Source organism: Brucella pseudogrignonensis, from assembly GCF_002252525.1.
Lineage (GTDB): Bacteria > Pseudomonadota > Alphaproteobacteria > Rhizobiales > Rhizobiaceae > Brucella > Brucella pseudogrignonensis.
This window is the reverse complement of the sequence record NZ_NNRM01000006.1, coordinates 273841-286773: the sequence shown is the minus strand read 5'-3', so window position 1 is coordinate 286773 and position 12933 is coordinate 273841. Positions and strand designations below refer to the sequence as shown.

The window sequence follows — 12933 nt, the reverse complement described above, 5'->3', positions numbered from 1 at the left end:
CATGAACCTGTAATGATCCTCGGTAACTGCTGGGAGGATTTTACAGAGAGCAAGAATGACGACAGCGCCGCAGCCTGATTTCCGAGAATTGTTTGTTACTTTTGGCAAAGTCGGGCTTTTGTCGTTTGGCGGGCCAGCTGCGCAGATTGCCATGTTGCAGCGCATCCTTGTTGATGAAAAGCGCTGGATGGATCAGGAACGACTGATCCATGCCCTTAATTTCTGTATGTTGCTGCCGGGACCGGAAGCCATGCAGCTTGCGACCTATGCAGGCTGGGCTGTGAAAGGCTGGCGCGGTGGATTGCTGGCAGGGCTTTTGTTTGTTTTGCCCGGTGCGAGCGTGATGCTGGCTCTGTCGGCGCTTTATGTTGCCTTTGGGCATGTCGATATAGTTGCTGGTCTGTTGTTTGGCCTCAAGGCGGCAGTGCTGGCCGTTGTGTTTGAAGCGCTTTACCGGATGGCCAAGCGCACACTGGCTTCTGGCTTTTCTTATGTGATAGCGATTGCAGCTTTCGTTGCGATTGCGCTTCTGAAGCTACCTTTTCCGATTGTCGTGCTGCTCGCAGCTTTAGCTGGCGGTTTGCGTCATTTGCTGAAAGGCTGTGGTGTGGCAACTTCTGTTACACACGCAGCTCCCCATGCATTTCGGGAGTTTTCGCTGCAAACCCTGATCTGGGGTGGCTTGTGGCTGGTGCCACTCATTGCGCTGTATCTAATCTTTGGCGGGCAGCATGTGTTCACAGCTGAGGCCGCGTTTTTTTCTAAGCTTGCAGCCGTCACTTTTGGCGGAGCCTATGCAGCGCTGTCCTATACAGCGCAGCAGGCTGTCGAACATTTCGGCTGGATGAAACCCGGTGAAATGCTGACCGGACTGGGACTGGCAGAAACCACACCGGGGCCGCTGATATTAGTATTGGTCTTTGTTGGCTTTGTGGGTGCAGCCAATCTATCTGGTCTGCCGCCACTGGTCGGCGGGCTTGTGGGCGGGTTAATCGCCCTCTGGTTTACCTTCGTGCCGTGCTTTCTCTGGATATTGGCTGGTGCGCCTTTTGTGGAGCGCCTGCGTCAGCTGCGCTGGCTGTCCGCCATGCTTGGCGGGATCACGGCGGCGGTGGTCGGCGTGATTGCCAATCTGGCGCTCTGGTTCTCGCTGCACGTCTTGTTTGCACAGGTTCGGGAAATGCCGCTCGGTGCCTTCACGCTGCCAATGTCAATGTGGAGCACAATAGACAATGCCGCCGTCCTGATCGCAGGCGCGGCGGCATTATTGCTTATCGTTCTGAGGCTCAACATGCCGCTCGTGCTATTGCTTGCGGCATGTCTGGGCATTGTAATTAAATTAATCGAACAGGCTTGAAACCGACTCTTCAGCGGCAGTACGCGCAACAGCTTCACCGATGAGGCTGGAGATCGACAGAACGCGGATATTTGGAGCGTCGTTGATGGCGGTTGTTGGCTGGATCGAGTCGGTAATGACCAACTCTTTCAGCTTTGAAGAAGCGATACGGGCAACAGCGCCACCCGACAGAACGCCGTGTGTGATGTAAGCGGTGACGCTTTTCGCGCCCTTGGCAAGCAGTGCTTCGGCCGCATTGCAGAGCGTGCCGCCGGAATCGACGATATCATCGAACAGCAGGCAGTCTTTGCCGCTGACGTCACCAATGACGTTCATGACTTCCGATTCACCCGGACGTTCACGGCGCTTATCAACGATTGCGAGCTGAGCATCGATACGCTTTGCGAGCGAACGAGCACGAACCACACCGCCAACGTCTGGCGAAACGACCATGCAATTGCCGGTCGGGTAATTTGCCTTCACATCGCGCGCAATGACCGGAACAGCATAGAGGTTGTCGGTCGGAATATCGAAGAAGCCCTGAATCTGACCTGCATGAAGATCAAGCGTCAGAACGCGGTTTGCACCGGCTTCGGTGATGAGGTTGGCAACCAGCTTTGCCGAGATCGGCGTGCGTGGGCCTGGCTTACGATCCTGACGAGCATAGCCGAAATAAGGGAGAACGGCAGTGATGCGGCGTGCTGACGAACGACGAAACGCGTCGATCATGATCAGCAGTTCCATCAGATTGTCGTTTGCCGGATAGGAGGTCGATTGCAGAACGAATACGTCTTCGCCGCGCACGTTTTCCTGAATCTCTACGAAGATTTCCTGATCGGCAAAACGGCGAACACTGGCCTTACCGAGCGGGATGTTGAGATATTGAGCAACGGATTCGGCAAGAACCCGGTTGGAGTTGCCTGCGAAAAGTTTCATTCTTTTTGCCTCTGAAGCCGGAGCAGTTTCGTTCTGTCGCAAAAAGTCCGTGAAACGGACGTAATCTCTTATGTGAACGTGAGCCGAAGTAAGTTCGGTTACGCTATGCCACTCTTAAAAACTTTAAAGCCGCGTACTCTTTCACAAGGTGTCAAGTGCCGCAGCTTTCAAGGTTTTCTCGAATGAGCGGCCTATTGCAAAGAGTCACCGTCATTGCAAGTCCTGTCTGGCCACAATTACAGTAAAAAGCCTCTGCAAAGTGCTTTCCCACAGGGCTTCACCCATGATTCAGCAAAAGATTTCAGTCTTTTGCCGCATAAGTGCTTTCTCATGCGCGATTTGCCGCAAGCCAGGTCGAATATTCCTGCATGGTCTTGTCGGCGATTGATTGCATGGCAGAAGGCGGGACGATGCTCCATGAGTCTGCCGCAGCACCTGGTACTTTTTCCTGCCCTTGAATGCGATGCAGGCGGTTGCCGGTGGCGTCCATAACGTCCCAGACATAGAGTACGGTCGTCTGATTATCTTCGGACAGGACCGAGAAATAGCCCTTCATGACATAGGCTGCATCGGCGCCATTGTTGCCTGAAAGCTCAACGCCCTTTGCACGCGCATCGTCATTGATGCGGTGGGTGAGGGGAGTGACCACATTAACCGGCGCACCGATGATGGGAGCAATATAAAGCTTGCCCGGCTTCAGCGATGCTGAACGCTGCGGTGCTGTCGGCGTCGTTGTCTGTGCGGGCGTTGTGGCAGCAGGCGTCGCTGCCGGGTCAGTCGTTTGGCCCGTAGGTGGTGTTGTGGTTTGTCCGGATTGCTGATTGGCGCCCTGCACATTCAATGCAGATTCAGTGCTATTGCAGGCGGCAAGCAGTCCAGCAAGCAACAGCATCACGGAAAGATGTGCCTTGTTCATGTTCAGCTTCATCTCCTGAAAGCGCAGACCACTCCCGCGCCAGTCGGATTTATCGCCGATTGTGCGCTACTTGGCAATGATATCAAGAGAATGGCGGGACAATGGCAGAGCTGCACCATTTGTGGTGAGATATGTTTGCCCCAGCGTCATCGCCGTTTCCGTGTCAGAATCCATAATGATCATGTGCGCAAACAGCGTCATATCAGGCTGGATGCTTTCAGGGTTGCCCGAATAGAACATCTGCGGGTCCATCCATGATGGCGTAAAGCGTGCGCCCACAGAATAACCACAGGCATTGAGCCTGTGCCGGGTAAGGCCATGCGCCTCCATCGTGCGCGAATGCGCGTCGAATACATCGCCGAATGTCGAAGCAGGTGTCATGGCTTCTTCAACGGCTTCCAATGCTTCGCGTGCGGCGTCATAAAGCTTTTGATGTTCAGGCCTTGGCTGACCAATGATGATCGTGCGCATCATCGGTGCATGGTAATGGCGATAAACGCCTGACCATTCGAGCGTGAGCTGGTCATTGGCGGAAAGTGTGCGACGTCCCGCTTTGTAGCGGCAAAGCAGGGCATCGGCTCCAGAGCCGATAATATATTCATTGGCCGGATAGTCGCCATCGCCTGCAAAATTAGCTGCCATCATCGCAGCGAGAATATCGGCTTCACTCGCGCCAGCCTTGACCAGTTTCAGGGCCGCATCAAGCGCATCATCACTGAGTTCCGCTGCGCGCTTGGTGAAAGCAATTTCAGCAGGGCTTTTGAGAAGGCGCAGACTGTCGACCATGCCCGATGCATCATAGAGCTTGGCAAAGCTCTGCAACTGCTCATCAAGTTTGCGGGCATTGGCGCCGGTGAGGCCGTGGGTCTGGTATTCGATACCGATGCGCGTGCCGAGCAGATCAAGCTCAGTGAGAATGTTGCGCAGATCGATTGCCGGGTTTGCATTGTCGCGATCAGTCCAGACAACGATATTCTCGATGTTAGAGGTATGGCGCGCTTGCCTCAGATCGGCGGAGCGTGTCATCAACACGCTTGTACCGTCAGCTTTGACGACGAGACACTGGAAAAAGCAAAAGCCGAACGTGTCATAGCCGGTCAGCCAATACATGCTTTCCTGCGCGAAAAGCAGCAAAGCATCCAGTTTCTCTTCCTCCATCTTCAAGATCAGACGGTCGCGACGTGCGGCGAATTCTTCCGGCTCGAAGTGAAGGGCCATGCGGTTCTCCTTAATCTTCTACAATGGCGATGGCAGCAATCTGACGACCGTAATCTGGCTCGCCGCGATGCGTCGTGCGCCGATAGGAATAAAACTGGTCTTCATCGGCATAGGTGCACTGACGCAGTGCTTCCGCTCTGACACCTGCGCTGGTCAGACGGTCTGTGATGAAGGTCCAGAGATCGAAAAGCTTGTGGCCTTCCTTGTCCGAAGGCTCAAAATATTTCGTGTAGGATGCGTCTTTGCCAGTGAACTCTGAATAGAATTCCGGTCCGACTTCATAGTTTTCGGGGCCAATCGTTGGGCCAAGAACGGCAACAATGTTCTCGCGTCTGGCACCCAGCTTGATCATCGCTTCAACGGTGTTTTCAAGTACGCCTGTAAAGGCACCGCGCCAGCCTGCATGGGCCGAGCCGATGACACCTGATTCATGATCGGCAAACAGCACCGGGCCACAATCAGCCGATAGCGCGCCAATCGCAATGCCCGGAACATTCGTCACCATTGCGTCGGCCTTTGGACGTGGTGAGCTCAACGGTTCTGTGACGTAAACCACGTCGGGCGAATGAACCTGATGCACAGTCATCAGATGGTCGGAGGCAATACCAAGTGTTTCGGCAACGCGGCGGCGATTCTCGGTCACGAGTTCCGGCACGTCATTTGAACCGCTGCCAACGTTGAGGCCAGCGTAAATGCCATCTGAAACGCCACCTTTGCGGGTGAAAAAGCCATGCGCAATACGCTTGCCGTTTGATCCGGCAGGGCCGTCCAGTAAAGGGGAGCGAAGCGGTTGCGGCTTATCGATCATTAGCTTTCTCTTTTCAAACGGCTGGATGGTGGGGGAGCAAGATTGGCTTGTCAATTGAAGCTTTTTGACGATGCAATTTATTGGGATGTATCAAGGGGGAAGATTTTTGTTTGTTGGTCAGCAATTGCCAGCACTTTGAAAAGTGTTCCCATCTGGTCCGGTGCCGCCAATCGTTCGACGTCTTCGCGAATTTTATTCTGGAAAGTTTCGTCACGCCCGGCACCTAAGCGACCGGCACGGTCGATGAGGCCCATAGCGAGCAGAAAGTCACCTTGCGTCATGGTTGCGGTCAGGCAGCCGCAATTGCGCGCGGTTTTTTCCAGCATGTCGAAATCGACATGGCTGGTAAGGTCTGCTTCTCCCGGGTGGGCGAAGACGTCATCATAGGCATGTTTCAGCATGGCTTGCAGCGTATCGCCAAAGCCTGATTGCAGATGGCCATAATCGATGGAGAGTGCTGCACCTCGCATTGCGGCAATGCGCTGCGCAATTTCCTGCATCAAAGCGGTGCGAGCAGGGGCGGCTTCAAAGATCGTGCCGTCGGGCACTGTCTGATGGTTTGCTGGTAGAAGCGCTGCATCAATGCCTGCTGCGCCGCTGACGAACTGGAGTTCGTCTTGTTCATTGAGTGCGATCAGCCGTTCGACAAAGCGGCCATCGGCTTTCACGAACTGCCGGATCGGGATCGCGTCGAACAATTCGTTGGAAAAGAGGATCAGCGGGCCATCAGGAATATCTGCAAAGCGTTCAAACCAGTCGATTGAATATCCGGTGTTTGAAAGCTTCTCCTTCTGCTTTTCAATGAGGCGCGGACTGGTCTCGACCATGGCGACACGAATTGAAGCGGCCATTTGCGGTGCGAGCTTGGCGAGCGTACGCAGCATATCACTCATCAATGTGCCGCGGCCGGGACCAATTTCGCAAAGTACAGCGTTATCAGGGCGTCCGAGAGCGTCCCACACGCCGACACACCAGATGCCGATGAGTTCGCCGAACATCTGGCTGACTTCAGGGGCGGTGATGAAATCGCCGTCCCGCCCGAAGGGTTCGCGTGTGGTGTAGTAACCCTGTTCCCGATCACCAAGGCAGGCGGCCATGTAGTCGGCGACGCTGATCGGCCCTGTGGTGCCGACCAGTCGTTTCAGCCGGTCTTTCAGTGTTGCCTCAGGCATTCTTCGCTGCTGCCCGATTGGCGCGCCACATGGCCCAAAGGCCGATGAGAACCATTGGAAGGGAGAGGATCATTCCCATGGTCAGCCAGCCACCGAAGAGATAGCCAAGCTGGGCATCCGGTTCGCGGAAGAACTCGACGATAATGCGGCTGAGACCATAACCAAGGACGAATGTTCCAGCGATAAAGCCGGGGGCTTTCAGCTTTTTTCCAACCCATACGAGCAGAAGAAGAACGAAGAACAGCACAAAGCCTTCGAGGAATGCTTCATAGAGCTGGCTTGGGTGACGTGGTTCTGGTCCGCCATTTGGGAAATAGAAAGCCCATGGCACATCGCTGACACGGCCCCAGAGCTCGGAATTGATGAAGTTTGCCACGCGCACGACGCCAAGTCCGACGGGGACGCCTGCTGCAATCACATCAAACATGCTCCAGACCTTGATGCCGCGCGAGCGCGCGAACCAGATCATCGCGATTGTGGTGCCTAAGATTCCGCCATGGAACGACATGCCGCCATCCCATACCGCAGGAATGGCCAGCGGATTGGAGAGATAATAGGAGAAGTTATAGAACAGCACATAGCCGATACGCCCGCCGAGCACGACGCCAAGCGCTGCCCAGATGACAAAATCATCAAGCGCTTCGGGCTGCATTGGCGGCTGATTATTACCCCACAGACGATGATTGCGTAGCAGCTTTTTGCCGTACCACCATGCAAACATGATGCCGACGACATATCCCAGCCCATACCAATGAACGGCGAGGGGGCCGACCGAGAAGATCACCGGATCGATGTTTGGAAAAGCCAGAGCCGAAACCGGCAGCAACGTCTCTATCATTCAATTACTCCATTTTCCGGCGGAAGATGCGCGACGATATCTGAGTGGTCAAGTCATCACGTTTATACAGCTTCACTTGCATCAGAACCGAGACGGCCCTATTTCAAAATCAGGTTTTCAACAAGACCGTATCGAAGATAGGAAAGAATGCCATGACCAGCGGATCAAACCGGGTTCTCGATGAACTCGCCAAGCTTGTGACTGATGCGGCAGGCGCTGCGCAAGGCGTACGCCGCGAAGTAGAGACAGCATTGCGCTCGCAGAGCGAACGCGTGCTCAATACGCTCGATGTCGTGCAGCGTGAAGACTTCGAAGCGGTGCGTGAAATGGCAATCAAGGCGCGTGCTGAAAACGCTGCTCTGCTTGTTAAAATTGAAGCATTGGAAGCCCGTCTTGCCAAATTCGAAGTTGATTCGACTGCCAAAACGGCAAAAACCTCTGCTTCGGCTGCTAAATCCAAAGATAATTCATAATTTTTTATTAACAGGCTGTAAGTGCCAAAAACCCTTGTCTTAGAGTCGCTTAAGGCAGGGGTTGCGGTCCGCTCAAATCATATTTCCACATGCTTTAATGCCTCTTTTTATAAAAGGGGCTGGCGTTCAGATTCAGCATCAATAGACTGAAAACACTACATGATTCGTAATGTGGTCATGTAGGCAGCGGCGAGAGGCTGTAGTTTTAGTTTTCGCGTCTTCCAGGCTGCTTTCCAGTATCAGTTGCGTATGTGCGTGTGCCATTGAGGCGTTGCATGCTGTCTAAGCATGTCAGTTCCTCAACCGATCAATTCGTGCCTGTTTTTCTGCACTTATTCTTGTGCAGGGCCGGGTACGGGCGAGCAGTAACTTGCGCGCCGGGAATTTGGAGGTGTCTTTCGAGGCGCTTCCCAGAACAGGAAACGGACATGAGCCTTCTTGAGCTTGAATTTGCACGCGAAGCACATCCAGTGGATGTGATCGAGCATGTTGCGAATTCAAACGACTGGACGTTCGAGCGGACTGGCGACGACGAAATTGCAATTTCGGTAGCAGGTAACTGGACTGACTACCATATCTCGTTCTCCTGGATGGAGGACTTTGAAGCTCTGCATCTGGCCTGTGCCTTTGACATCAAGGTTGCTGAACCTCGGGTCAATGAAGTGATGCGGTTGCTGTCGCTCATCAACGAAAAGCTTTTGATGGGCCACTTCGATCTCTGGCAGCAGGAAGGCGCGATCATGTATCGTCAGTCGCTTCTGCTTGCTGGTGGTGCGGAGCCGACCAGCCGTCAGGTTGAAGTGTTGCTTTCGGCAGCGCTTGAAGCTTGCGAAAACTACTTCCAGGCGTTTCAGTTTGTCGTTTGGTCCGGTGTCAGTGCGCGTGAAGCGCTGGAAAGCGTGCTGTTTGAAACGGTCGGACGCGCATAATCAATTCAAATCCCGGCAGGGTTCGCCGGGATTTTACTTTCGGGGGGATAAAATGAGCGGAACTGAAACGATCAACTGGGCTGATTTCGAGAAGGTCGATATTCGCACAGGAACTATCGTTGAGGCCGTGCCATTCCCGGAAGCACGCAAGCCAGCTTTTAAGCTGAAGATCGATTTTGGCGACAAGATCGGTATTAAGAAGTCGTCTGCACAAATCACCAAGCATTATCAGCCGGAGGATCTGGTCGGTCGGCAGATCATGGCTGTGGTCAATTTTCCACCACGGCAGATCGGACCCTTCATGTCCGAAGTGCTGACACTTGGTTTTCCTGACGAAAATGGCGATGTTGTTCTCGCCGCAATCGATAAAAAAGTCCAAGACGGCGTTAAGCTGTTCTGATCTTCTATCTGTGATTTGTGCATATCGCATGTTCTGTGCGATTGATCGCGCAAGCAACGGATAGGAATGGAACAGATGCAGGGAACGATCGTCGTCGCCATCGGTGGAGCACTTGGCAGTGTTTTGCGCTACTGGTTTGCCATCTGGCTGGCACCGGTGAGCAAAGATTTGCCGTGGGGTACGATCGTCGTCAACATCATCGGTTCATTTGCTATCGCCTTTTTTGGCGCCATGACGATGGCATCAAGCCGTTTCGAAGTGCCCGAAATATGGCGTATTGCCTTTATGGTCGGTATTTGTGGTGGCTTCACCACCTTTTCCTCATTCAGTGTACAGACGTTCGAGTTGCTGCGGCTTGGGATGCCGGGTCGCGCTCTTATGAATGTCGGCATTTCGCTCTTCGTCTGCCTGGCTGCAACGGCGCTCGGTTATGTTGTGGGACAGGCGATCAGCAAGGTTTAGAGTGGGTGGCACTGTTTAGTGCAATCACATAGAGCATCTCCGGTTTCACTGAATCATTGGAAATGCTCTACCTCTTTGTTTTTATAGCATTATCCCATGAAAAACCGCTTCGCACTTTTCGGGCCGCAACATCTGTTTGTTTTTGCGCGCATCTTGTTCCGAAAACCGCGTCGCACTTTTCGGGATGCGCTCTAAGCCGGAATGCGGATAATCGCCCTCAACCCGCCGGTCGGTGCATCTTCCAGATCGATGTCGCCGCCGTGGCTTCGTGCGATATCGCGCGCGATAGCGAGGCCAAGGCCACCCGTGCCGCCTGAATCCTGCGTACGTGCTTCATCAAGGCGCACAAAGGGCTTGAATACGTCTTCTCGGCGATCTTCCGGAATGCCTGGACCGTCGTCGTCCACGACGATCTTCAGCCAGCCTTCATCATGTGTGATTGCCAACTCGACATTCTGCGCATGGCGGAAAGCGTTCGATACAAGATTGCTGACAAGGCGCGAGAAGGCATTGGGGCGCACATTCACTTCGCTGTCGCCTTCGATCGAATACTTGAACCCGCGCTCCCGCAACCGCGCTTCATTGGCCAGCTTGTCGCAAAGCAGGCGCACATCATAGGTCGCTGCTTCTTCCGATCCTTCACCGCGCGCAAAGGCCAGATAGCCTTCAAGCATGGTCTGCATGTCGGCGATGTCCTGATTGAGCGGCTCCGTATCGATAGAGTGACCAGCCAACGCCAGTTGCAGTTTGAAGCGGGTAAGGATCGTGCGCAGATCATGGCTGACGCCTGAGAGCATTGCCGTGCGCTGTTCAATCTGACGTTCGATACGCGAGCGCATTTGAATGAAAGCGATGCCTGCGCGGCGAACTTCTTCCGCGCCATGCGGACGGAAGCCTTCCGGCATTGGGCGGCCCTTGCCGAAGCTTTCAGCGGCCTGTGAAAGCTGCTGGATCGGTTTGATCTGGTTGCGCAGGAAGGCGATGGCGATGATCAGCAACACAAGCGCTGTGCCAATCATCCATGTCAGGAAGATGCCGGTATTGGACGCATAAGCCTGACTGCGGCGTGCAAAGACGCGCAGCACTTTATCATCGAGCTTGATGCGGATTTCAATGAGATCAGAATCGCCCACCGTATCGACCCAGAAGGGCCGGTTGATCTGGCGTGTGATTTCTTCACTCAGGAAGTAATCAAGAATAGCGAAGAACGGTTTTGGCCCCGGCGGTGGCAGCGGGTCAGGAGGCAGGATCGAAATGTTGAGCCCGAGGCGCTGCTGCGAAATGCGGATTAGATTGTCGTATCCGGGTTCCTGCGGATAGGTTTCCAGAATGTCGATAATCGCAGAAATATCGCGGACAACGGCTGTTGAAAGCCGCTCAGTCACCATCTGCCAATGTCTTTCCATGAAGACATAAGCGATCACTGACTGAAGGAGAACCATCGGTGCAATGATGATGATGAGCGAGCGCGCATAAAGCCCTTTAGGCATTCTGCGCGCAAACCAGCGTGTTATCGATTTCCAGGGTGACTTCATCGTCTCAGATAACTCCAGACGGTTCTGCTAGTTGCATGGCTTTTGTCACGCTCTGAAATTTGCGAGGCTCCGCTCTCTCTCTTCGAATTACTATTCGATGCTCAGCTTGTAGCCGATGCCGCGAACTGTTTGCAGCCAGACCGGGTTGGCCGGGTCCTGTTCGATCTTACGGCGCAGACGGTTGATCTGCACATCAATCGTGCGCTCGCCGACATCGCCATCCTGACCAGTCAGTTCATGACGTGGAATGGTTTCGCCAGCACGCTCGGCGAAAATCGCCATGATGTCCTGTTCACGATCGGTAAGCTTGATCGTTTCCGTGCCTTTCTTCAGTTCGCGACGTGGAATGAAGAAAGTGTAAGGGCCGAAAACGATCTGCTCGATCTTCGGCTGGGCCGGTGCGGCGCCACGACGAAGAATATTATTGATACGCAGGATCAGCTCACGCGGATCGAAAGGTTTTGGCAAATAATCATCTGCACCGGCCGACAGGCCGTCAATGCGGCTGTCTGTTTCCGACAGAGCTGTCAGCATGAGGATCGGCACGCTCTTCTGCTCGCGCAGCGAGCGGGTCAGCGAAACGCCTGTTTCTCCTGGCATCATGACGTCGAGGATCAGAAGATCAAAGTCGATGCCTTCAAGCTTGCGGCGCGCTTCTGCAGCGCTGCCTGCCATGGTGACGCGGAAGCCGCTGGTCGTCAGATATTGTGAAAGAAGGCTACGGATTCGCGTGTCGTCATCGACAACAAGAAGATGTGGCGCGTCATCCGATAGGTTCGATTCTTCTACAGCCATGGCGTCGTTTGATCCCATCCTGTGCCAAATTACCGTGCAAAGGATGCCGCACGGCATTGGGCTTTTTACTTCACGTATATGGAGGAAAACCATTTCATGATCTTCCATAACATACCGCATCTTAGCCACTGCAAGACGGCGCGTCTATGCAGGGCTTATATTGTTGCGCGTTCTCCCCCAGCCTTCTCAGGTTGGGGGCTAAGATGCTTCCACAGCCGTTTCGGTTGCTGCAAAATCATCGATCTGGGCGCGGCGCTCAGGATTGACCATATTATAAAGAAAACGTTCAATAACTTCGCGTTCTACCGCTCCGGATTCTTCCAATGCCCGTGCGATGCGGCGCGACTGTGGCAGAGCAAGCGCGAGTGTGAGTTGTCGTCCGCTTTTCGTGGGATAAAGTTTGCGATGGCGGCGATCGTGAAGTCCGGTAGCCTGAACAACGTGACCTGTGTCGATCAATTGTTTGAGAACACGCGACAGGCTTTGCTTGGTGATACGAAGAACATCAAGTAGCTCTGCTACCGTCATGCCGGGCTTACGGTTGATAAAATACAGCACACGGTGATGCGCGCGGCCAAAGCCAATCTTTTCAAGGATCAGATCGGGGTCGGCGGTGAAATCGCGATAGGAAAAGAACAGCAACTCAATGACGTTGAGGTCATCTGCCTCCAGAGAGGTTAGAGGGTTGCTTATGTAGTTCATATCATTCGTCGAGTTCACATCGAAGCTCCATCCTGTTGCGATAAATATGTCAGCATTGTTGACATAACTCAATCGCCAAGATAATTTTTGGGAAGTGCAGACCGGTTTTTTTGGAATAAAGTTTGCGCTGCTGCATGTTGGAGGAGAGATAATTACGCGGTTAGCTGTGTCATACTGTCCCTTAAGGACGGTAATGACCAATAGCGAGCGTTATTTTCCGTAATTGCCGGAAATATCTTTGTTTTACATGCATTCTTTGTCTGATCTCAGCATAATTGTTTGAGCTGACCTCAGCGTGTTTGATTGTAAAATGCCAGTCTTGGCAAAGAAAAACGTCTCTATCTTACCAGTTATATCGATTTAAATGGTGAGAAAAGACTAGGGAAAGGCCCATCAGGGCAAAACGGGCGGGC

The 12933-nt window shown here is 53.5% G+C and carries 14 protein-coding genes; 5 read left to right on the top strand and 9 right to left on the bottom strand.

The features are described from left to right. Window positions 1-55: 55 nt before the first annotated feature. Window positions 56-1357: a chromate efflux transporter gene (gene chrA, locus CEV34_RS02730; protein WP_007875996.1), complete on the top strand. Its 1302-nt coding sequence runs from the start codon at window positions 56-58 to the stop codon at window positions 1355-1357. Here the strand turns inward: chrA and CEV34_RS02725 are convergent. The 6 genes from CEV34_RS02725 to lgt all read right to left on the bottom strand — a co-directional run bounded on the left by CEV34_RS02725 (window position 1340) and on the right by lgt (window position 7224). Next, on the bottom strand, window positions 1340-2272 hold the full coding sequence (locus CEV34_RS02725) for a ribose-phosphate pyrophosphokinase (RefSeq protein ID WP_007875994.1): 933 nt from the start codon (window positions 2270-2272) through the stop codon (window positions 1340-1342). The two genes, chrA and CEV34_RS02725, sit on opposite strands and share 18 nt — an antisense overlap. A 328-nt stretch (window positions 2273-2600) precedes the next feature. Then, window positions 2601-3200 carry a hypothetical protein gene (locus CEV34_RS02720; protein ID WP_007875992.1) on the bottom strand — a complete coding sequence of 200 codons (600 nt, stop codon included), beginning with the start codon at window positions 3198-3200 and terminating at the stop codon, window positions 2601-2603. 54 nt (window positions 3201-3254) lie between these two features. Further along, window positions 3255-4406, bottom strand: coding sequence for a M24 family metallopeptidase (locus CEV34_RS02715; RefSeq protein ID WP_007875988.1), 1152 nt, complete (start codon window positions 4404-4406; stop codon window positions 3255-3257). A gap of 10 nt (window positions 4407-4416) precedes the next feature. Then, window positions 4417-5214 (bottom strand): peptidoglycan editing factor PgeF, encoded by a 798-nt coding sequence (gene pgeF / locus CEV34_RS02710; protein ID WP_039859987.1) that lies wholly within the window; start codon window positions 5212-5214, stop codon window positions 4417-4419. Between the two features lie 77 nt (window positions 5215-5291). Further along, window positions 5292-6386, bottom strand: a complete 1095-nt coding sequence (locus CEV34_RS02705; RefSeq protein ID WP_007875984.1) for a class I SAM-dependent methyltransferase — start codon at window positions 6384-6386, stop codon at window positions 5292-5294. Further along, a complete protein-coding gene (gene lgt, locus CEV34_RS02700) occupies window positions 6379-7224 on the bottom strand; it encodes a prolipoprotein diacylglyceryl transferase (RefSeq protein WP_079212126.1) in 846 nt (281 codons plus the stop codon). The genes CEV34_RS02705 and lgt overlap by 8 nt, the downstream gene beginning before the upstream one ends. A gap of 152 nt (window positions 7225-7376) precedes the next feature. Between lgt and CEV34_RS02695 the strand changes: the two genes are divergently transcribed. From CEV34_RS02695 to crcB, 4 genes are all read left to right on the top strand, one after another. After that, entirely contained in the window at window positions 7377-7697 is a 321-nt protein-coding gene (locus tag CEV34_RS02695; RefSeq protein ID WP_007875982.1) for an accessory factor UbiK family protein, read from the top strand. 428 nt (window positions 7698-8125) lie between these two features. Next, entirely contained in the window at window positions 8126-8626 is a 501-nt protein-coding gene (locus CEV34_RS02690) for a type III secretion system chaperone family protein (RefSeq protein ID WP_007875981.1), read from the top strand. 52 nt (window positions 8627-8678) lie between these two features. Then, window positions 8679-9026, top strand: coding sequence for a tRNA-binding protein (locus CEV34_RS02685; RefSeq protein ID WP_007875980.1), 348 nt, complete (start codon window positions 8679-8681; stop codon window positions 9024-9026). Window positions 9027-9101: 75 nt separating this feature from the next. Then, window positions 9102-9488, top strand: a complete 387-nt coding sequence (gene crcB, locus CEV34_RS02680; protein WP_079212593.1) for a fluoride efflux transporter CrcB — start codon at window positions 9102-9104, stop codon at window positions 9486-9488. Window positions 9489-9679: 191 nt separating this feature from the next. Here crcB and CEV34_RS02675 read toward each other — a convergent pair whose 3' ends face one another. The 3 genes from CEV34_RS02675 to CEV34_RS02665 all read right to left on the bottom strand — a co-directional run bounded on the left by CEV34_RS02675 (window position 9680) and on the right by CEV34_RS02665 (window position 12538). After that, a complete protein-coding gene (locus tag CEV34_RS02675) occupies window positions 9680-11023 on the bottom strand; it encodes an ATP-binding protein (protein WP_007875978.1) in 1344 nt (447 codons plus the stop codon). Between the two features lie 90 nt (window positions 11024-11113). After that, window positions 11114-11836 (bottom strand): response regulator, encoded by a 723-nt coding sequence (locus CEV34_RS02670; protein ID WP_039859984.1) that lies wholly within the window; start codon window positions 11834-11836, stop codon window positions 11114-11116. A gap of 180 nt (window positions 11837-12016) precedes the next feature. Further along, complete coding sequence (locus CEV34_RS02665) at window positions 12017-12538, bottom strand: MarR family winged helix-turn-helix transcriptional regulator (protein ID WP_094543190.1); 522 nt, start codon at window positions 12536-12538, stop codon at window positions 12017-12019. Between the last annotated feature and the right edge of the window lie 395 nt (window positions 12539-12933).